The organism is Neotamlana nanhaiensis, assembly GCF_000943555.1.
In the GTDB taxonomy this organism is placed as follows: Bacteria; Bacteroidota; Bacteroidia; order Flavobacteriales; family Flavobacteriaceae; genus Neotamlana; species Neotamlana nanhaiensis.
Genome location: NZ_JTDV01000003.1, coordinates 168,053 through 189,868 on the forward strand (window position 1 = coordinate 168,053; position 21,816 = coordinate 189,868).

General features: G+C 32.7%; 19 protein-coding genes. 12 read left to right on the forward strand and 7 right to left on the reverse strand.

Translation table 11 applies throughout. From position 1 onward, the window contains the following. The first annotated feature begins 1 nt into the window (after position 1). Positions 2–913, forward strand: coding sequence for a bile acid:sodium symporter family protein (locus PK35_RS06140; RefSeq protein ID WP_044625825.1), 912 nt, complete (start codon positions 2–4; stop codon positions 911–913). After that, positions 910–1,944 (forward strand): lysophospholipid acyltransferase family protein, encoded by a 1,035-nt coding sequence (locus PK35_RS06145; RefSeq protein ID WP_238320892.1) that lies wholly within the window; start codon positions 910–912, stop codon positions 1,942–1,944. Before PK35_RS06140 ends, PK35_RS06145 begins: the two co-directional genes overlap by 4 nt. 40 nt (positions 1,945–1,984) lie before the next feature. Here PK35_RS06145 and PK35_RS06150 read toward each other — a convergent pair whose 3' ends face one another. Together PK35_RS06150 and PK35_RS06155 are read right to left on the reverse strand one after the other, a co-directional pair. Further along, a complete protein-coding gene (locus tag PK35_RS06150) occupies positions 1,985–2,350 on the reverse strand; it encodes a PUR family DNA/RNA-binding protein (RefSeq protein WP_202903818.1) in 366 nt (121 codons plus the stop codon). 160 nt (positions 2,351–2,510) lie between these two features. Next, complete coding sequence (locus PK35_RS06155; RefSeq protein WP_044625827.1) at positions 2,511–4,262, reverse strand: ABC transporter ATP-binding protein; 1,752 nt, start codon at positions 4,260–4,262, stop codon at positions 2,511–2,513. 204 nt (positions 4,263–4,466) lie between these two features. On the opposite strand from PK35_RS06155, the gene nusB reads away from it, so the two are divergent. The 3 genes from nusB (at position 4,467) to yajC (ending at position 6,294) form a co-directional block, all read left to right on the forward strand. Next, positions 4,467–5,411 carry a transcription antitermination factor NusB gene (nusB, locus tag PK35_RS06160; RefSeq protein ID WP_238320893.1) on the forward strand — a complete coding sequence of 315 codons (945 nt, stop codon included), beginning with the start codon at positions 4,467–4,469 and terminating at the stop codon, positions 5,409–5,411. Positions 5,412–5,499: 88 nt separating this feature from the next. Next, positions 5,500–5,976: a DUF1573 domain-containing protein gene (locus PK35_RS06165; RefSeq protein WP_044625828.1), complete on the forward strand. Its 477-nt coding sequence runs from the start codon at positions 5,500–5,502 to the stop codon at positions 5,974–5,976. 21 nt (positions 5,977–5,997) lie between these two features. Beyond that, complete coding sequence (gene yajC, locus PK35_RS06170; protein WP_044625829.1) at positions 5,998–6,294, forward strand: preprotein translocase subunit YajC; 297 nt, start codon at positions 5,998–6,000, stop codon at positions 6,292–6,294. A 493-nt stretch (positions 6,295–6,787) separates the two neighbouring features. On the opposite strand, the gene PK35_RS06175 is transcribed toward yajC, so the two are convergent. Both PK35_RS06175 and rpsO read right to left on the reverse strand, forming a co-directional pair. After that, positions 6,788–9,040, reverse strand: coding sequence for a polyribonucleotide nucleotidyltransferase (locus tag PK35_RS06175; protein ID WP_044625830.1), 2,253 nt, complete (start codon positions 9,038–9,040; stop codon positions 6,788–6,790). 264 nt (positions 9,041–9,304) lie between these two features. Further along, on the reverse strand, positions 9,305–9,574 hold the full coding sequence (rpsO, locus tag PK35_RS06180; protein WP_044625831.1) for a 30S ribosomal protein S15: 270 nt from the start codon (positions 9,572–9,574) through the stop codon (positions 9,305–9,307). Between the two features lie 166 nt (positions 9,575–9,740). On the opposite strand from rpsO, the gene PK35_RS06185 reads away from it, so the two are divergent. Continuing rightward, complete coding sequence (locus tag PK35_RS06185; RefSeq protein WP_044625832.1) at positions 9,741–10,862, forward strand: sensor histidine kinase; 1,122 nt, start codon at positions 9,741–9,743, stop codon at positions 10,860–10,862. A gap of 13 nt (positions 10,863–10,875) precedes the next feature. Here the strand turns inward: PK35_RS06185 and PK35_RS06190 are convergent, their stop codons facing one another. Then, positions 10,876–12,369 (reverse strand): TrkH family potassium uptake protein, encoded by a 1,494-nt coding sequence (locus PK35_RS06190; RefSeq protein WP_044625833.1) that lies wholly within the window; start codon positions 12,367–12,369, stop codon positions 10,876–10,878. A gap of 9 nt (positions 12,370–12,378) precedes the next feature. Next, positions 12,379–13,728, reverse strand: coding sequence for a Trk system potassium transporter TrkA (gene trkA / locus PK35_RS06195; RefSeq protein WP_044625834.1), 1,350 nt, complete (start codon positions 13,726–13,728; stop codon positions 12,379–12,381). A 131-nt stretch (positions 13,729–13,859) separates the two neighbouring features. Here trkA and ubiE point away from each other — a divergent pair, with 131 nt between their 5' ends. Both ubiE and porT read left to right on the forward strand, forming a co-directional pair. After that, on the forward strand, positions 13,860–14,585 hold the full coding sequence (ubiE, locus tag PK35_RS06200; RefSeq protein ID WP_044625835.1) for a bifunctional demethylmenaquinone methyltransferase/2-methoxy-6-polyprenyl-1,4-benzoquinol methylase UbiE: 726 nt from the start codon (positions 13,860–13,862) through the stop codon (positions 14,583–14,585). Between the two features lie 4 nt (positions 14,586–14,589). Then, positions 14,590–15,321, forward strand: a complete 732-nt coding sequence (porT, locus tag PK35_RS06205) for a type IX secretion/gliding motility protein PorT/SprT (RefSeq protein WP_044625836.1) — start codon at positions 14,590–14,592, stop codon at positions 15,319–15,321. A gap of 264 nt (positions 15,322–15,585) precedes the next feature. Here porT and PK35_RS06210 read toward each other — a convergent pair whose 3' ends face one another. Next, positions 15,586–16,320 (reverse strand): TrmH family RNA methyltransferase, encoded by a 735-nt coding sequence (locus tag PK35_RS06210; protein WP_044625837.1) that lies wholly within the window; start codon positions 16,318–16,320, stop codon positions 15,586–15,588. A 151-nt stretch (positions 16,321–16,471) separates the two neighbouring features. Between PK35_RS06210 and tamL the strand changes: the two genes are divergently transcribed. The 4 genes from tamL (at position 16,472) to PK35_RS06230 (ending at position 21,769) form a co-directional block, all read left to right on the forward strand. Beyond that, positions 16,472–19,027 (forward strand): translocation and assembly module lipoprotein TamL, encoded by a 2,556-nt coding sequence (gene tamL / locus PK35_RS06215; protein ID WP_044625838.1) that lies wholly within the window; start codon positions 16,472–16,474, stop codon positions 19,025–19,027. 115 nt (positions 19,028–19,142) lie between these two features. Next, entirely contained in the window at positions 19,143–20,210 is a 1,068-nt protein-coding gene (fbaA, locus tag PK35_RS06220) for a class II fructose-bisphosphate aldolase (protein ID WP_044625839.1), read from the forward strand. Positions 20,211–20,452: 242 nt separating this feature from the next. Then, positions 20,453–21,310, forward strand: a complete 858-nt coding sequence (gene accD / locus PK35_RS06225) for an acetyl-CoA carboxylase, carboxyltransferase subunit beta (protein WP_044625840.1) — start codon at positions 20,453–20,455, stop codon at positions 21,308–21,310. Between the two features lie 192 nt (positions 21,311–21,502). Beyond that, positions 21,503–21,769, forward strand: coding sequence for a hypothetical protein (locus PK35_RS06230; RefSeq protein ID WP_044625841.1), 267 nt, complete (start codon positions 21,503–21,505; stop codon positions 21,767–21,769). Positions 21,770–21,816 lie beyond the last annotated feature (47 nt).

Genomic DNA, 21,816 nt, shown 5'->3' on the forward strand with positions numbered 1-21,816 from the left:
TATGCAGGAAATAGATAAGGTAGTTATTAATTTTGATAGCGGCGGATTATGGGTTTTAAATATTGCCTTAGCCATTGTTATGTTTGGCGTGGCTTTAGGTATTAAACTAGGCGATTTTAAACAATTATTTAAAACTCCAAAGTTAATTTTAGTTGGTGTTGTTTGCCAGTTTTTGCTGTTACCGTTACTAACTTTTTTAGTGGTTTGGCTTATTAAACCACAGCCAAGTATTGCCTTAGGAATGATTATGGTTGCGGCTTGCCCAGGTGGAAATATATCTAATTTTATGACGCATTTGGCTAAAGGAAATACTGCTTTATCGGTAAGTTTAACTGCATTTGCTACGTTTATTGCAGTTTTTATGACACCTTTAAATTTTCAGTTATATGGGAGTTTGTATAAACCAACAGCGCAAATATTAAACGAAGTTGCTTTAAATCCATTCGATTTAATAAAACTGGTTATTTTAATTTTAGGAATTCCATTGGTTTTAGGTATGGTATTTAAGTATAAATTTCCAGCAACGGCATTAAAGCTATCTAAAATATTAAAACCATTATCTATTGTAATTTTTGGGTTAATTGTAGTTTTAGCCTTTTCTAAAAATATCGATGTTTTTAATAACTACATTCATTATGTACTGTTAATTGGAGTGTTTCATAATGTATTAGCCATTACTTTAGGTTTTGTTGTGGCTAGACTTTGTAAATTATCATTTACCAATCAAAAAACCATAGCGATTGAAACTGGTATACAAAATTCCGGTTTAGGATTACTACTCATTTTTACTTTTTTTAATGGTTTGGGCGGTATGGCTATTCTAGCTGCTTTTTGGGGTATTTGGCATATTATTTCTGGTTTAGCAATTGCTTTTTACTGGTCGTATAGGTCTGCTAAAAAAGTTACAGTTTGAAACAAATTTGGTTACATACGGTAAGAGCATACTTAAGGCTAGCTTTGTTTTTTTATTATAAAAAAGTAGAAGTTATTAATGCACAAAATATTCCAAAACACAAACCTGTTTTATTGTTGTCGAATCATCAAAATGCTTTAATCGATGCCTTGCTTATTGCGGTTTATGGCAACGGACGTTTCTTTTATTTTTTAACCAGAGCGAGTGTTTTTAATAAACCTATTATTGCAAAGATTTTAAAATCGTTACAAATGATACCCGTATATCGTGTGCGTGATGGATGGAAGACTATTTCGAATAATGCTGAGGTTTTTACAAACTGTAGCACAATTTTAAGTAACAATGAAGCGGTGTCGTTGTTTCCCGAGGGCAATCATAGTTTAAAGCGTACTGTAAGGCCATTAAGTAAAGGATTTACAAGAATAGTTTTTGAAACTTTAGAAAGCTATCCTGAAACCGATTTGCAAATTGTGCCCTTAGGATTAAATTATAAAAATGCTGAAAGCTATCCAGATTCGGTAAGTTTAAACTTTGGAAACGCTATTGCGGCTAAACCATTTTTTAAAACGGATAAACATGAAGGTGTTTTAAAATTAAAAACAACTGTACAAGAGCGTATTTCGGAATTAACAACCAACATTCCAAAAGATAATTATAGCAACATTCTAGAAAAATTAGAAGGTTTAAAGGTCGATTTCTTAAAACCAGAAATGGTTAATAATTTAATAAAATCTAATTTTACAGATGATGTTGTAACGGTTAAAAATAATAATATAGTGTTGCAACAATTATTTAAAACGCTATTAGTACTTTTATTAATTGGACCTTATGCAGTTTGGAAATTTGTTGCTCAACCAAAAATAAAGGAAGCCGAATTTACCGCAACTTTTAGGTTTGCCATAGCAATTACCTTGGTGCCTATTTGGGTAATTTTAATGTCGAGTTTCTTGGCCGCTATTTTTAGCATTAAAATAGGAGGAATTTACTTGTTGGTGGTGTTGGGTACAGCCCTTTTAACAAGTAAAATTTAAACATAAAAAAACCATCAAATTAATTGATGGTTTTAATAAGTTATATATCGTCGAAATCTACGTCGGTAAAACTTTCTGGTGTTTTAAGCTCAGCTTCAGTAACACGAGGTGCTACGTATTCTTTCTTGAAGTCTTTTTGGTGTCTTTCGCTTATTACTTCGTCACCTTTTTCGCTAATAATGTAATCAGTCATTTCAGATAAAATATCTTTAAACTCTGCGAAATCTTCTTTGTAAATGTAAATTTTATGCTTTTTGTAATGGAAAGATCCATCGTCATTTGTAAACTTTTTACTCTCAGTAATTGTTAGGTAATAATCGTCAGCCTTAGTTGCTCTAACATCAAAAAAATAAGTTCGTCGTCCTGCTCGTAATACTTTTGAAAAAATTTCCTCTTTCTCCATCATAGCATTCATTTTGAATTGAAATAGTGTTGATTTAATTGTTTTGTAAATACCAAAAATCTAAAAAAAACTCTTATTAACCAACAAATTATAAGTTTTCTTTTGTTGAAAGCACCATTAATGCGAGAATTTAAACGAAAAACTTATCAGAATGATTTTTAGATTATACTGTTTCGCTCAATTGTTTTAGGTAAAGCTCTTTGTAATAGCCATCTACATTTATTAAACTGTCGTGGTTGCCTTCTTGTACAATTTTACCATCATCTAAAACAATAATTTTATCGGCATTTTTTGCTGAAGACACACGATGACTTACAATTATTGAGGTTTTGTTTTTAGAAATTTTGTTGAGGTTTTTCAATATTTTTTCTTCAGTTTCTGTATCTACGGCCGACAGGCAATCGTCGAACAAAAAAATTTTAGGCGATTTAATTATGGCTCTAGCAATAGAAACGCGTTGTTTTTGTCCGCCAGAAAGAGTAATACCACGTTCACCTAAAACGGTATCGTAACCATTTTTAAATTTAATAATGTTTTTATGTACTTGGGCGTTTTTTGCAGCTTCAATAACATCAGCTTCTGTGGCATCAATTTTACCAAAGCTAATATTGTTTTTTATAGTATCGGAAAATAAAAAAGCATCTTGAGGTACATATCCAATGCTGTCGCGTAAATTATATAGGTTTAGCTTGTTTAAAGGTATTTTGTTTATGGTTATACTACCTTGGTTAACGTCGTATAAGCGCCCAATTAAATCTAAAATAGTCGATTTTCCAGAGCCTGTTTTTCCTAGAATAGATAAGGTTTCACCTGCTTTAATTGTAAAGCTAACTTTTTTCAATGCTTCAATATTGGTGTCGTCGTAAGTAAACGAAACATCATTAAAAACAATATCACCTTCAATATTTGTTTCAGTATTGTTTTCGTTTTTAATTTCAGGTTCAATATTTAAAAACTCATTAATACGTTTTTGCGATGCTTCGGCTTGTTGTACAATTGAAGTCACCCAACCTACTGTAGCCACTGGCCATGTTAAAAGGTTTACATACATTAAAAATTCAGCAATGGTACCAATACTTTCAATTTCACTATTAATGTATTGCATGCCGCCAATATAAATGACTAAAAGGTTACTGCTACCAATTAGTAGAATCATCATTGGAAAAAACCAAGCTTGTATTTTAGCTAAACTTACTTGTTTGTTTTTGCTTTCAATAGCTAATTCTTTAAAGTTTTTTGAGGTTTGTGCCTCTATGCCATAAGCCTTTATTACCGAAATACCACTAAAAGACTCTTGTGTAAAGGTTGAAAGTTTCGATAAATATTCTTGCACAACGGTGCTTCGGTTATGTATTTCTTTGCTTAATTTATAAATGATTATTGATAAAATTGGTAACGGTACTAAAGTGTATAATGTTAGTTTTGGTGAGGCTTTGTACATGTAAAAAATGACCATAATAATTAAAGTTATGGTATTTATACTGTACATTATGGCAGGACCAGCGTACATGCGAACTCGGGTAACATCTTCGGTTATACGATTCATTAAATCGCCAGTTCTGTTTTTTTTATAAAAATTTAACGATAGCTTTTGGTACTGCTCGTAAATTTCATTTTTTAAATCGTATTCAATATAACGCGAAACATTAATAATGGTTTGGCGCATAAAAAAGGTTAAAATAGCACCAATTATTGCGGCTCCAACTATGTAAAGAATGGCTTCAAACAAATCGTTTTTAAAAACCTCTTTGGTTATATCGCCTGCAAAATAGGTTTCTATAACCGTAAAAATTTCTTTTACATAGCGTGGTGTATATAGTAAAAATAGGCGTGCAACAATGGTAATTATAATACCAATTATTAAATGACTACGGTATTTGTAAAAGTATTTATTTAAATGCAGTAATGCTTTCATGTAATTTTTAAAAGTAGAAACGCAAATATAGTTTATTAATGATAATTACCTTGTAAAACACTTGTGATTGAATTGTTAAACATTGCTTAAAGTATTTGTAATAATTATTTAAAAATAAAGATGAAAAGTTATTAAATATAGTCTTACTTTTGCAACGTAAAATTTTTAAACAACCTATCTGTTTTATAAAAGTTCTTTGTAATTATGCTTAATAGAAGACACATCCGCATTAAAGTTATGCAAGGCCTATACGCTTTTAAAGGTTCTGAAAGTGACGATTTTAGTAAAGACCAAAAATTCCTGCTATTTAGCATAGAAAATATCCAAAACTTATACCTTTTAATGCTGTCGTTGCTTATTGAAGTGCAAAAACGCGCCGCTAGCGATATTGTAAAAAAGCAACAAAAACATCTTGCCACTAAAGAAGATAAAGATCCTAACCGAAAGTTTGTTAACAACCAAATTTTAACCGCAATATGCGAAAGCGAGGCATTACGCGAGCTTCTTGAAGGTAGAAAAATTGATAATTGGGAGTTAGATAGCGAATACGTTGATGTTATTTTTAAAGCCATTACATCTAGTAATTTGTATAAAGATTATATGAAAACGAGAACCTCCGATTTTAAAGAGGATAAAGATTTTATTGTTGATGTATACAAAGAAATTGTGGCACCAAACGAGAAATTATACGATTATATTGAAGATAAAAACTTAACGTGGTTAGACGATTTACCTATTGTAAACACAACTATTTTGAAGCTTTTACGTAAAATTAAGCCAACTTCCGAAGGTAAATATTTTACACCAAAATTATATAAAGATATCGATGATAAGCAATTTGCAATCGATTTGTTTAAAAAAACACTACTTAACCGCACAAGTTTAAATACAGAGATTGGAGAAAAAACCAAAAATTGGGATGCCGATAGAATTGCTAATGTAGATTATGTATTGTTGCAAATGGCCATTTCCGAAATAAAACATTTTTCATCAATACCTGTAAAAGTTACCATTAACGAGTATTTAGAAATATCGAAAGAGTATAGTACGCCAAAAAGCAGCATTTTTATTAATGGTATTTTAGATAAGTTGGTAAAAGAATATGAGGCATCTGGTAAACTACAAAAAGTAGGACGTGGCTTGCTTTAAAGAGTGTTAAGAACTTTACAAAAAGTTTTTAATGGCTTAAATAATTACTATTTTTACGAACCAAATTTTTATAAATCAATTTTTTATTATGAAAAAAATCATCTTAGGCTTAGCGGCATTTACCATGTTGGCTTTTACTTCTTGTAAAGACAATGCAGCAAACAAAATAGACGAAAGTAATATTGCAGCTGCAGCTGAAAGAGACGCCGTAGCATCGAAATTTCCTGTAATTGAGTTTGAAAAAAAAGAACACGATTTTGGTGAAATAGAATCTAGAACACCAGTTGAAACCGTGTTTAAATATAAAAACACTGGAGATGCGCCTTTAGTAATTACCGATATTAAAAGTTCTTGCGGATGTACTGTACCACAAAACTGGAGTAGAGAGCCTTTAGCACCAGGAGCAGAAGGAGAATTTACTGTAAAGTTTAACGGAAGCGGATCAAACAAAGTAACAAAAACTATTACAGTTACAGCAAACACAGAGCAAGGTAAAGAAGCCGTAAAAATTACTGCTTTTGTTAAGCCAGATCCAAATAAAGCTACAGGCGTAGGAGCACACTAATAATTATTATTTAAATAAGAAATGGGAGAAGGATTAAGCAGTTTACTGCCTTTTGTATTAATGTTTGTCGTGGTGTATTTTTTTATGATTGCACCTCAAATGAAACGCGCTAAAAAAGAAAAGAAATTTGCAGCCGAGTTAAAACGAGGCGATAAAGTAGTTACCAAAAGTGGTTTACATGGTAAAATTGCCGAGTTAAACGATAAAGACAGTTCTTGTGTAATTGAAACTTTAGCGGGTAAATTAAAATTCGATAGATCGGCTATTTCAATGGAAATGAGCCAAAAACTTAATGCGCCAGTAGCAGAAAAAAAATAAATTTAAAAACATTAAATTTTGAGCCTCCTAATTTTATTAGGAGGTTTTTTTATGTCTTATTGTATCGAGTAAATAAGGAGTTAGGTGTTTTAGTTGTGTAAAACAATAATAAAACGCCCTATGTTTATCTATTTTTTGATTATTGTTGTTTCTCATATTTTGCTTTTTTTGATCTTTAAGCATTTTTAAACATTGTGTTTAAAAGAAAAGATTTTCAGTCGTAAACAGCTAAATCATTCTGAAGTTGATAGGATGCGATTAGCTAGTAAACTTAAAATGTTACACTGTTTATCACATTTGGATTGTATATGAATGACATTAAACATTCAAAACATTATGAGTTTAGCAATTTTGCAACTTTAAAACACCAAGCCCAAAAAAGTGTTTTAGAATCTGTTGAGAAATTAAAGTTATAATATTGAAACTGTCCAAAAAATAAAAACCTCGATATTGGTTAAATATCGAGGTTTAATTTTAAAATATGATAACGAAATTAATCGTCGTTTCTATTTTCTCTTGGTTTTCTATCGTCTCTACGATTGTTATTACCTCTGTTGCGGTTATCGCGTCCACGATTGTTGTTATCTCTATTGCGGTTGTTATCGCGCTTTGGTCTATCTTCCCAACCTTCTGGTTTAGGTAAAATAGCTTTACGAGATACTTTTTCTTTACGAGTTCTTGAGTCTACACCAAAGTATTTCACATCAAAAACGTCGCCCATATTAACTACGTCGCTAACATTTTCGGTACGTTCCCAAGCGAGTTCACTTACGTGTAATAAAACTTCGTTTCCTGGCGCTTCGGTATATTCTACAACAGCACCAAAATCTAACATTTTAATTACTTTTACTTCGTAAATGCTACCAACTTCTGGTTTAAAAGTTAAAGAATCAATTTTAGCTAAAACAGCATCAATACCAGCTTGGTCTGTTCCTAAAATTTCAACAATACCTTCTTCTGTAACCGGATCTTCATTGATAACGATAGTTGTTCCAGTTTCTTTCTGTAATTCTTGAATTACTTTTCCTCCAGGACCAATAAAGGCACCAATTAAATCGTTTGGTAACGTTGCTGTAACCATTTTAGGCGCGTGAGCTTTAACATCGGTATTTGGAGTAGCAATGGTATCGGTTAATTTACCTAGAATGTGCATTCTACCGTCTTTAGCTTGGTTTAATGCATTTACCAAAATCTCGTAGCTTAAGCCTTTAATTTTAATATCCATTTGGCAAGCTGTAATACCATCTGCTGTACCAGTAACTTTAAAGTCCATATCACCTAAATGATCTTCATCACCTAAAATATCAGATAAAACAGCATAACGTTCACCATCAGAAATTAATCCCATAGCAATACCCGATACTGGTTTTGTCATTTGTACACCAGCATCCATTAACGCCATAGTACCCGCACAAACTGTTGCCATAGAAGATGAACCGTTAGATTCTAATACTTCAGATACAACTCTTACTGTATAAGGACAATCAGCAGGAACCATACGTTTTAAAGCACGTTGTGCTAAGTTACCGTGTCCAATTTCACGACGCGAAGTTCCTCTTAAAGGTCTTGCTTCTCCCGTTGAAAAAGGAGGGAAGTTATAATGTAAGTAGAAACGTTCTTCACCTTCTAACGATGGGTTATCAATCATGTTAGCTTCACGCGATGTACCTAAAGTAACGGTTGCTAAAGCTTGAGTTTCCCCACGTGTGAATATTGAAGAACCGTGTGTAGATGGTAAATAATCTACCTCACACCAAATTGGGCGTACTTCGATAGTTTTACGACCGTCTAAACGAATGCCTTCTTCTAATACTAAGTTTCTAACTGCTTCTTTTTGAATTTTACTGAAGTATTTTGATACTAAACCACCAACTTCTTCAAGTTCTTCTTCTGTATATTCTCCTTTTAAAGCTTCTTTTACTTCAGCGAAAGCTAAACCTCTATCATGTTTAGATGATGAACTTTTAGCAATGTCGTAACATTTATCGTAAGCAAAAGCTTTTACTTTTTCAAGAACAGCTTCATCTTCTGCTTCAGGCTCATATTCACGTGTTTCTTTAGCGCCAACTTGAGCAACTAAACGTTTTTGAGCTTCAATTTGAACTTTAATGGCTTCGTGAGCAACTTTAATAGCTTCAACCATTTCATCTTCTGAAATTTCACTCATTTCACCTTCAACCATCATCACAGAATCTTCTGAAGCACCAATAACCATATCAATGTCTGATTGTTCTAATTGTGATAAACTTGGGTTGATGATGAATTCGCCATCAATTCTAGCAACACGAACTTCAGAAATAGGTGTTTCAAAAGGAATATCGCTTAATTGAATAGCCGCAGAAGCCGCTAAACCAGCTAAAGCATCTGGCATCACATCTTTATCTAAAGACATTAACTGAATCATAACTTGAGTTTCAGCGTGGTAATCTTTAGGGAATAATGGGCGTAATACGCGGTCTACAATACGCATTACTAAAATTTCTTCGGTGCTAGGGCGTGCCTCGCGTTTAAAAAATCCGCCTGGGTAACGACCAGCAGCAGCAAATTTTTCACGATAATCTACCGTTAAAGGTAAAAAATCTACATCGGCAGCATTGTAGTTCGATACTACCGTACAAAGTAACATAGTATCACCCGATTTTACAACAACAGAACCATGAGCCTGTTTTGCAAGTTTTCCAGTTTCGATAGAAATTTCTCTACCGTCACCAAGGTCTATAACCTCTTTAAATGTTTGTGGAATCATAAAATTTTAATTCTTGTTTAAATTAGAGATACTTCGACTGCGCTCAGTATGACATAACTTAAACTAAATGTTAAACAATGGTCGTTGTGTTGTTGTGTAGTTGTTGTGACCAATGAAAAACCATAAAAGCTTCTTCAAAATTTGTCATTACAAATCACATGTATTGTGAAGTGGCAACTGTTTAAACCACTTGTTTCACTTTTTGTAATGACTTGTGAAACATATATTTTAAAACAAAAAAGAGGCTAAAAAGCCTCTTTTTAATTATTTTCTTAAACCTAATTCTTTAACTATGGCACGATATCTTAAAATATCTTTCTTAGTTAAATAATCTAGTAATGCACGACGCTTACCTACTAATTTTACTAACGAACGCTCGGTATTAAAATCTTTACGATTTTGTTTTAAGTGTTCAGTTAAATGGTTAATTCTGTGCGTAAATAACGCAATTTGTCCTTCTGCACTACCAGTATCGTTTTTTCCTTTACCGTGTTTTGCGAAGATTTCTTCTTTTACTTCTTTTGATAAATACATGCTAATATTATTTAAATGATTTTTATGTATATGAAAGACGTTCTTTCAAGCCGCAAAGATAACTGTTTTTTTAGTAAAAAACTAAAATGATTTGTTTTTTTAATTAGCATAAAAATCTTACATTGGTGGTGTTAATTTTTTTAAGAAATGACTCATTGTAATAATTATGATTAGAAAGCTTGGTCGTTTAAAAGATACACTTTTTGAAAACATATTTAATTACGCCAAAGGCGGTATCGCTATTGTTGGGTTAAATGGGGAATGGATTAAAGTTAACCATAGTGTTTTAGAGTTTTTGGGGTACACCGAGAGGGAACTGTATCAGAAAACATTTAGGGAAATAACCCATAAAGATGATTTGGGTTTAGATTTGAATTATATGCATGAGTTATTAAGCGGAGATATAGAAAATTACCAAATGGATAAACGCTATTTTCATAAAAATGGTCAAATTGTTTGGGCGAGTTTAAGTGTTTCTTTGGTAAGAGATGTAGATAAATCTCCGCAGTATTTTATTTCACAAATTGATGATATAACAGATAGAGTAGCGTATAGAAGTCAACTAGAAACCATGATTGATGTTGTAAAAGAACAAAACGAAAGGTTAACTAGTTTTACCGATATAATTACGCACAACTTAAAAACTCATGTATCTAACTTGGGAACGTTAGTTTCGTTTTTAGAGGAGGAAAATGAGAGTTTGGGCGCAGTGGAAGATTTTTGTTTATTAAAAGGTTCTGTTGAGCACCTAAGTCAAACAGTAGTTCATTTAACTGAAGTAGCAAAAATAAGGGCGGTAAATAAAAGTCAGTTAGAACGATTAAATTTAAAAGAATATATAGAGCACGCCCTATATAACATAAGTGCTTTGGCTAAGAATAGTAATTGCACTATAGAGAATAGTATAAGTAAAGATTTCTACATCCAAGGCATACCAGCGTATTTAGATAGTATTATTCTTAATTTTTTAACTAACGCTATAAAGTACGCTTCTCCAAATCGAGATTTAGTGATCAAATTATCTTGTACAAATGAAAATGATTATGTTGTTTTCTCTGTTGAAGATAATGGTTTGGGAATTGACTTAAATAAGTTTGGAAAGAAAATGTTTAAAATGTACAATACGTTTCATAAAAATAAAGATGCTACAGGTATAGGTCTTTTTATTACAAAGAACCATATAGAATCTTTGGGAGGTAGAGTTGCTGTTGAAAGTGCCGTTGATGTTGGGTCTAAATTTATTGTGAATTTTAAAAAATCGACAGCTATTGAAAAAATAGATGTTTAAAAGAAGCTTCAACTTATCTGTTTCTCCAGAAAAATGGCGTTAATAAAATAAGTACTGTAAACAATTCTAAACGGCCAATAAGCATTAAAAACGATGCCCACCACTGAGCTAAATTGGGTAAGGCGGCGTAATTGTTTACAGGTCCAAAATCGCCAAGTGCAGGCCCAACGTTTCCTAAAGTAGATGCCGCTAAACCAACTGCTGATTTGTAGTCGATACCAAACATTGAGAACACCAAAGCGCCAATAATAAACGACAACATATATAAAATAAAAAAGCCTAATATATTAAATACAATACCTCCTTCAATCGCTTTTTTATTGTAACGTACAGGAATAATGGCATTAGGATGTAGTGCTCTTTTAAACTCTAAAAAACCGTTTTTAATTAAAATTAAATGGCGAACAACTTTTACACCGCCCGAAGTACTTCCAGCCGAACCACCAAGAAACATTAAGCCGAAGAAGAAAACCACCAAAAAGGGTGTCCATAAAGTATAATCCGCCGAAACGAATCCTGTAGTTGTAATTACCGATAATACTTGAAACAAAGCATGCCTAAAGGCACTTTCGGCTTTTCCCCAAACCATTGGGTGGTTAATAGAAGATTCGGTTAAATCGGCTCTAAAATAAATAATTAAGGCAGCAATTATAGTAAATATGGCAACAAACTTAAAGTAGAGTTTAAATTCTTCATCTTGAATGGCTTTTTGCACTTTTCCTTTAAAAGCAAAATAACTTAATACAAAGTTTGTACCTGCCAAAAACATAAAAAGTATGATAATGTATTGAATAATAGGCTGGTCGTTCCAGTAAGCAACACTAGCATTTTTAGTTGAGAATCCGCCAGTTGATAGCGTACAAAGCGCATGATTTATAGCATCAAAAAACGACATGCCTGCTAAACTTAAAAACAACGTTTCGGCAGCGGTGTAACCAAAGTAAATAAGCCATAAGCGTTTTGCAGTATCGGTAATTCTGGGGTGGAGTTTATCGGCACTAGGTCCTGGGGCTTCGGCAGCAAAAAGCTGCATACCACCAATACCTAAAAGCGGTAAAATAGCAATTGCAAGTACAATAATACCCATACCGCCAATCCAATGCGTTAAACTACGCCAAAATAGTACACCTTTTGGTACCGCTTCAATGTCGTTTAAAATAGAGGCTCCAGTTGTTGTGTAGCCCGACATGGTTTCAAAAAAGGCATTGCTGAAATTAGGAATACTTCCTGTTAAAACATATGGGGTAGCACCAGAAAGCGACATAATTATCCACCCAAAAGTAACAACTATATAACCTTCGCGTTTGTTCATTTCTTTGGTATGCTTTCGGGTAAAAAACATAACAATAATGCCTAAAATTAGGTTTGCTAAACTCGAAATTGCCAGCTGTAAGGTAACACCATCTTTATAAATTAAACTTATTAAAGTTGAAAGCAACATAAAGCCTCCATTAAACAATAATAACGATCCTAAAAAATAAAAAATGATTTTGTAGTTAAGTTTCATTTTTGGGGTTTAGCGGAATAATTTTTCAACACCTTTTATAGATTGTAATAAGCTACATACTACCACCAAATCACCTTCACGAATTTTAAAATCGCCCAAAGCAATTTGCCCAATACCATCGCGAATAACACCGCCAATAATGGCCGAACGAGGAAAATCTAATTTTTTAATGTATTTATTACAAATGGCCGAAGACGCTTTTACTTCAAACTCTAATAATTCGGCGTTCATATTGTTTAGTTTTGTCATCGCAACAACTTCACCCTTACGAATGTATCTAAAAATATTGTTGGCTGCCAACAGTTTTTTATTAATTAAGGTACCAATTCCAACCGACTGCGATAACTCGAAATAATCCATATTTTCAACCAGCGCAATGGTTTTTTTAACCTCTTTCGATTTAGCTACAAGGCAAGACATAATATTCGTTTCAGAGTTTTCACCAACAGCAATAAACGCATCCATATCACAAATGTTTTCTTCGTCTAGCAAATCTACATTTTTACCATCGCCATGAAGCACTAATACTTTAGGTAAATCGTCGGCAAAATCGAAAGCACGTTCTTTATTTTCAACAAAAAGTTTTACGTTAATGCCTTTTTCGGCTAGTTCTCTAGCGGTTTTGTAGCCAATTTTACTACCACCTAAAACCATTACATTTTTTATGTCTCTATTGGCTTTTCCTGTTAATCTGCAAAGTTCTTCGCCGCCATCTTCGGTAGTAATAAAAACAACGGTATCTCCTTTTTGAAATACGGTATCACCACGAGGAATAATAGTATTTTGAGCGCCAAAACGTTGAATGGCAATTGGTACAAAATGAATTTCTGGGAAAATTTTAGCCGCTTCTTTTACGGTTTTTCCAACAAATAGGGCTTCGCTTGATAATACCAAACCAGCCATTTTTAAAGCGCCATCTTCAAATTCGTAGGCATCTTTAAACGACGATTGTTTTAATGATAATTCAATTTCTGAAGCTGCTAAAGATTCAGGCGAAATAAGTTCGTCTATACCAAATTTAGTAAAGCCTAATTCATCTTTATGTCTAATAAATTCGGTATTTGTAATTCTGGCAATAGTTTTATCCGATCCTAATTGTTTGGCTAAAACACAGGCTGTAATATTGGTAGTTTCACTAGCGGTAACAGCTATAAATAATTCAGAATCCTCAACTCTAGCATCTTTTAAAATAGCTCTGGATGTGGCATCTCCTCGAATTACTTTAATATCTAAATGTGTATCGGCGTAAGCCAAACTATCTTTATCTATATCTATTAAAGTGATTTCTTGCGACTCGTAAGATAAAAGTTTAGCTAAATGAAATCCGACTTCACCTGCACCAGCAATTATAATTTTCATTTTTCAATGTAATAAAAAGTAGTGCAAATATACTATAATTACAATTTTGGGATAATATTATTCAATATAATTCCTTTATAGCAACCATGCTTAAACTTTTAAAAGATTATCTTTGCTAAAAATTTTTGAGTTTGTTAAAAGTAAAACCTTATAAAAACAGCGACCTTGGTAAAAAAGAACAGGTTGCTAAAATGTTCGATACGATTTCTGAAGAATACGATGGTTTAAACCGTGTTATCTCGTTTGGAATTGATGTTAAATGGCGTAAGAAAGTAGTGCAAATGGTTGGTGCTACTAATCCTGATTCTATTTTAGATATAGCAACAGGAACGGGCGATTTAGCCATAAACTTAGCACAAACACAGGCTACTAAAATTGTTGGCTTAGACATTAGCAGCGGGATGCTTGAGGTTGGTAAAGAAAAAATTAAAAAGAGGGGTTTAAACTCTAAAATAGAAATGGTTTTAGGTGATAGCGAAAACTTGCCTTTTTCAGATAATTCCTTTGATGCCATTACCGTAGCTTTTGGTGTGCGAAATTTTGAAACTTTAGAAAACGGACTGAAGGAAATTTTAAGGGTTTTAAAACCAGGAGGTACTTTTGTTATTTTAGAAACATCGGTGCCAACAAAAACACCATTTAAGCAAGGTTATAATTTATATACAAAAAATATTATGCCTTTTATTGGAAAAATCTTTTCTAAAGACAGAAGTGCTTATAAGTATTTAAGCGAATCGGCTTCGGTTTTTCCATATGGTGAAGCTTTAAACAATATTTTACGTAAAATTGGGTTTATTAATGTTGAAGATTTTCCGCAAACATTGGGTGTGGCAACCATTTATAAATCATCGAAGTAAAAATATGAAGCATTTTTTTGCAATTCTCTCATTCTTATTTGTAGTTAAAACATCACAAGCTCAGCTTTTTAAGCGCGAAAAGGTAATTTATGATGCCAATCAAGGTCGTGGCACAACCGATAATAATTTATTGCGTTGGGGGTACTTTTTAGGATTAAGTTCGTACGATTTTAATTTTGATTACCACAACGATATGCGTGATATTTACGTTACAAAAAGCCCTGGCTTTAACGTTGGGTTAATAGGAAATTTGCGAATTAATAAGTTTTTAGATTTGCGATTAGAACCTGGTTTAATGATTACGAGCCGAGAGCTTAACTATAGTGAGAGCTATTTTGCAAACGAACCCGAAATCCGTAATTCATATTTAGTTCGCGAAGTTAAATCGACCTATATTCATGTGCCCTTATTATTAAAAGTTTCAACTAAACGAATCAATAATTTTAAACCGTTTATTGTTGGGGGTTTTTCAACAGCTTTAAATCTTTCGAGTAACGAAGAAAACCCAGAAGATAACCGCACAGGCCAGTTTAGAACAACCAAAAATGCCTTATTCTATGAGTTAGGTTTTGGTATCGATTTTTATTTATACAATTTTAAGTTTACGCCTTCGGTACGTGGTGTTTTTGGTATTAACGACGAGTTGGTTAGAGATGAAGATCCTAATAGCCCTTGGACAAGCAACGTAGCAAGTATGAAAACGCGTGGATTGTTTATTAATTTTACGTTTCAGTAGGGCTTATTTAGTTGGCGGTTGCAGTATTCAGTGGGCAGTCGCAGTATTCAGTCGTAGTATTCATTCGCAGTTAGCATTAGGCCGAAAAGTTTAATAACTTTCTTTTCCGCGATCTTTGAGTATTGTAATTTGGAATTTTATTATTGTAATTTATTTTGCGTGTAGTATTCAGTATTCAGTATTCAGTCGCAGTTAGCAGTTGCGGTAGGAATTAAGCAAAAAATCTCAACAACACTACAACTCCACAAATTAAGCTAGCAATTATTAATTTCTCCTCCTAAATTCACTCAATAAAATGGCTGTAGCGGTGGCTACATTTAAGCTCTCGGTGGCTTGAATATCGCCAAATCTTGGTATGGATATTTTTTCGGTAATTAGTGTTTCAATAGTTTCGCTAATACCATTTGCTTCATTACCCATTACTAATATGCCATCGGTTAAATCTTGCTTTTGGTACACGTTATTGCCTTCCATAAAAGCACCATAAACAGGAAGTTTTGTATGCTTTAAATAATCTTCAAGATTTACATAACTAATATTTATTCGTGTAATAGATCCCATGGTTGCTTGTATCACTTTTGGGTTATAACAATCTACCGTTTGGTTGCTGCATACTAGATTTTTTATGCCAAACCAATCGCAAAGTCTAATAATAGTCCCTAAATTTCCTGGGTCGCGAACAGCATCGAGCGCCAATGTTAAACCAGAAGCTTCAATTTTTGTTGATTTGGGAATTTCGAAAACAGCCAATGCGGTGTTTGGTGTAGATAAAAAACTAATACGCTTTAAGTCGGTTTCAGAAATTAAAATTTCATCATCTGCATTATAATTGGCATCAATTTTGAATGATTTTGTGGTATATAATTTTTGAAGTTTAAAAGACGACTGAAGCAATTCGGTTATCGTTTTTATGCCTTCAACCACAAATAAACCATGCTGAAGTCTATACTTTTTTTGTTTTAAACTAGTTATTAATTTTATCTGACTTTTTGAAAGCATGTTTGGGTATTTTTTATAAAGAAAAGAAAATATTAATAAGTTGAGCAGAAGCAACAACAATTAAGTCTCTTTTTCTGTTTAAAAGCTGTATTTTTGATCGCAAAATTAGGGATTATAAATTTTAAAAAACACTAAATCGAAATATCTCCATTTGAAGAAGCCTCTCATAAAAATATTGCTAATAAGTTTATGTCTTAACTTGTTTTCTGCCTGCGACAGCGTTAAAAGAGTTGCCGAAAACGAACAGTTATTAACCAAAAACACGATTAAAGTTAATGGCGAAAAGATAAATACAGAGGTGTTAAACGATTTACTTTATCAGCAAACCAACGTAAAAATTCCTTTAATAAACTTACCATTACGCTTACATGTTTATAATTTGGCTCGCCCTAATATCGATTCGATTATTAACAGTAACATTTTTGAAAAACCATCTAAAAAAGAGCGTTTAGAAAGCTTTTTGTCTACCAAGCAATTTAACAAATACATCCAATCGAAAAAAGATTTTAATAGCTGGTTAAAAAGCACTGGCGAAGCGCCGGTAATTCTGAATGAAGATAAAACAAAACGCACTGTAAATAGATTTAAAGATTATTACATAAATAATGGTTGGTTTAATGTTGATGCTAATTATAACATTGAAAAAACCAACGATAAAAAAGCCGAAGTAGCTTATAATATAACTACTGGTAATGCCTTTATTTTAGATACTATTACAACCGATATTAAATCGGCAATTGTAGATACACTCTATAAAAAAATAAAAAAGGAAACCCTTTTAAAACGCTACGACCAGTACAAAACCGAAAATTTTAATAAAGAACGCGAACGTATAGCAAGTGCTTTACGAAATTCTGGAATTTATCATTTTAAAACCGATTACATTACCTATACCATGGATACTATTGGTACAAATAATAAGGTTAATGTGGGTATAAATATTCAAGATAGAGCTATAAGAACTCAAGATTCTGTAAGACGAGAACCTTTCGATATATATAAGGTTAGAGACGTTAATATTATAACCGATTATGCTTTCGAAAAGCGCGGTAAGCCATTTAAAGATTCTATAAAATATAACAGCTACAAAATTTACAGTTACGATAAAATACGTTATCATCCTAAGGCGTTAACCGATGCTGTTTTTATAAATCCGGGTGGTATTTTTAGAGAAATCGATAAAACCAGAACATACAGGCATTTAAATGAATTACGAACATTTAAATACCCAAATGTCGAAGAGATTGAAAATCGAGACAATACACTTACCGATACTATAAGACTAACACCTTTAAAAAAGTTTAATTTTAGTTTCAGTACCGATGCCTCGCAAAGTAATATACAACGCGTTGGTTTTTCTCTTAGTCCAAGTTTATTAATCCGAAATATTTTTCGAGGTGCCGAAACCCTTGAAATTTCTGCAATTGGTTCTATTGGTGCTTCAACCGATGCCAACAGAAATAGCAGCGAAGATCCTTTTTTCGATATTAATGAATATGGTGTCGATTTTAAATTAACCATTCCAAGACTATTTTCTCCGTTTTATACCGAGCCTTTTATACCAAAATACATGTCGCCAACTACGCAGATAAGTTTGTCGGCAACCAGTCAAACCAATATTGGGTTAGATAAGCAAAGTTTTAGTGGTGTATTTAATTACAATTGGTATCCAAATTCAAAGGTGTCAAATAGGTTAGATTTATTTAATATTCAATACGTAAAAAATCTAAATATTGATAATTATTTTAGGGTTTATGGTAATTCCTTCAATAGGTTGAATAACATAGCTCAAAATATTGGATATATAGGAGAAGATGAAAGTTTAAATATTCCAGGAGCCGAAAATAAAGTTAATGAAGCTGATGTTTTTATTGAAGATGTACTTACTAACAACACATCGCTTACCAACGAGGATGAAGATTTTATAACCGTTTCAAATATTAACGAACGTAAAATTAGGTTAACTGAAAATAACCTTATTTTGGCCTCTAGTTTTAGTTTTGTTAACGATGAGCGTGTTAATTTGTTTGATAATGATTTTTCAATTTTTAGAGCAAAACTAGAGGTTGCAGGTAACTTATTTGCAACAGCGGCAAATTTAATGGGCTTAGAAAGGAATAGCGATGGAAGATTTGAAATTTTAAATGTCGCCTTTTCACAATACACCAAAGCGGAGCTCGATTATATAAAACACTGGGATTTAGGTAGAAATAACGTGTTAGCTATACGAAGCTTTTTTGGTATTGCCATACCTTATGGTAACTCTAATAGTATTCCGTTTTCAAAAAGTTTCTTTGCTGGAGGTCCTAACGATAATAGAGCGTGGACAGCTTATGGTTTAGGTCCAGGAAGTCTTGAAACTACAAACGAGTTTAACGAAGCTAACTTAAAAATAGCATTAAGCGCAGAGCAGCGTTTTAACATTGCTGGAAGTTTAAATGGCGCCTTATTTATTGATGCTGGTAATATATGGAACGTATTAGATAATGTGAATGATGCTCGAGCTACTTTTACGGGCTTTAACTCGTTAGAAGATATAGCTCTTGGTTCAGGTTTTGGTTTACGTTACGATTTTAGTTTCTTTGTTTTTCGTTTCGATATTGGCTTTAAAACTTACGATCCTTCTTATCAAGATGAAAATCGTTGGTTTAACGATTACAATTTCTCGAATGCTGTTTATAACATCGGTATTAACTATCCGTTCTAATACTATAACGTTTTAGGTGTTTTTAGTGCTTTAAAAATTAAAAACCGTAAACAATTGTGTAAAAATTGATTACTTTTGAATTCAACTAATTGAAAAATAAAATTAATTTATAAACATGGCACATAACATAAAACCAGGCGTTGCCACCGGCGATGAAGTTCAAGAAATATTTAAACACGCAAAAGCTAATAGTTATGCTTTACCAGCGGTAAATGTAATTGGTTCCGATACGATAAATGGTGTATTAGAAACCGCTCGAGATTTAAATGCTCCAGTAATTATACAGTTTTCAAATGGTGGTGCGCAATTTAATGCCGGTAAAGGTTTAAGTAACGATGGCCAAAAGGCAGCTATAGCAGGTGCGGTAGCAGGCGCAAAGCATGTTCATACGTTATCTGAAGCGTATGGTGTTCCAGTTATTTTACATACCGATCACTGTGCAAAAAAGTTATTACCTTGGATTGATGGTATGCTTGAAGCGAGCGAAAAGCATTTTGCTGAAACAGGTAAGCCGTTATTTAGCTCGCATATGATTGATCTTTCAGAAGAGCCAATCGAAGAAAATATCGAAATCTGTAAAACCTATTTAGAAAGAATGTCTAAAATGGGAATGACTTTAGAGATTGAATTAGGTATTACTGGAGGTGAAGAAGATGGTGTAGATAATAGCGATGTAGACGATTCTAAATTATACACCCAACCAGAAGAAGTAGCTTACGCTTACGAAGAATTAAGTAAAGTAAGTCCACGTTTTACCATTGCGGCTGCTTTTGGTAACGTACACGGTGTTTACAAACCAGGAAATGTAAAATTAACGCCAAAAATCTTAAAAAATTCTCAAGAATATATTTCTGAAAAATATGGTGTCGGTCATAATCACATCGATTTTGTATTCCATGGCGGTTCAGGATCTTCGGTTGAAGAAATTCGCGAAGGTATTAGCTATGGTGTAATTAAAATGAATATTGATACCGATTTACAATATGCGTTTATGTGTGGTATTCGTGATTATATGGGTGATAAAGCTGAATATTTAAAGGCTCAAATAGGAAACCCTGAAGGTGACGATGTACCAAACAAAAAATTCTACGATCCACGTGTTTGGTTACGTGAAGGTGAAAAAACCTTTGTAGAACGCTTAAAAAAGGCTTTCGAAGATTTAAATAATGTAAATACATTATAATAGATTAGCTAAAATTCATAAAAAAAGATTCTGTTTTTACAGAATCTTTTTTTGTTTAATTTATTTTAAAACAAGGAGTTAAGTGTGTGTTTTTATGTGTGTATTCAATAAAAAGGTATAACATTTACTCAATAAGTAAAAAAGGTTTAATTTTGTAATCAGGCTTTTTACGAAAGCCATAAATAACTAACAAATTTGAAACTGTTTAGATTTATTAAAATCTATAAAAAAATATATATCATATGTCTTGGTTTAAGAGAAAAACAAAAGGAATTACAACCACTACCGAAGAGAAAAAAGACACACCTCGCGGACTTTGGTATAAATCGCCAACTGGTAAAATTGTAGATACCGAAGAATTAGAAAAAAACTTTTATGTGAGTCCAGAAGATGGGTATCACGTACGTATTGGTAGTAAAGAATACTTCGAAATTCTTTTTGATGATAATGAATTTAAAGAACTCGATGCAAACTTAGAATCTAAAGATCCGTTAAAGTTTGTAGACACTAAAAAATATCCAGACCGTTTAAAATCTGCTCAAGAAAAAACAAAGTTAAAAGATGCTGTTAGAGTAGGTGTAGGTAAATCTAAAGGAAAAGACTTAGTGGTAGCTTGTATGGATTTTGCCTTTATTGGTGGTTCTATGGGAAGTGTTGTAGGTGAAAAAATTGCTCGTGCAGCAGATTATGCCTTAAAGAAAAAACTACCTTTAATGGTTATTTCAAAATCTGGTGGTGCGCGTATGATGGAAGCGGCATTGTCTTTAATGCAATTAGCTAAAACATCGGTAAAATTGGCACAATTGGCCGATGCTAAATTACCATATATTTCGTTGTGTACTGATCCTACAACGGGAGGAACAACAGCATCATTCGCTATGTTAGGTGATATAAATATTAGTGAGCCAGGAGCCTTAATTGGTTTTGCAGGACCAAGAATTGTTAAGGACACCACTGGTAAAGATTTACCAGAAGGTTTCCAATCTGCAGAGTTTTTATTAGAACACGGTTTCTTAGATTTTATTACAGTAAGAAACGAGCTTAAAAACAAAGTAAATCAGTATATCGATTTAATTATGAATCAGCCATTACGTGCTTAATTCAATTTTAAAATAAAACTTTTTTAGCCGCTATTTTTAGCCGCTATTTTTAGCGGCTTTTTTGTTGGCTCGTTTAGTGTCTTGCGTTTATGATTTTACCAGTTAGAGATGTCTTTTTTGTAACATTTTTTATTCAACTTATACTAATAATTAAATAGAATATACTATTTGATAATTAAAAAAAAGTAGGTTATGGGTGGAGAAGGTTCAATGGCAGCAGCCAACAATTCATTAAAAAACAATAGAAAATTATTAGCTAAACGAAAAGATAAGAAAGTTTTATCTGGTAGTTATAGCGGTGCTGAAATGAAATCTTTCCCTAAATCTACACCAGAGTTGCTTGAAAAAATAAAACAACAAACGTTAAGAGAAAATACAAACTATAAACGTAAACTTGTTTATATAACCCTTGTATTGATGATGCTTTTGGCTTTATTTGTTTATTATATTTTGGTATAAAAAAAAGACCTGTCGGGTTTTTAAAACTTGACAGGTCAAAATAAAAT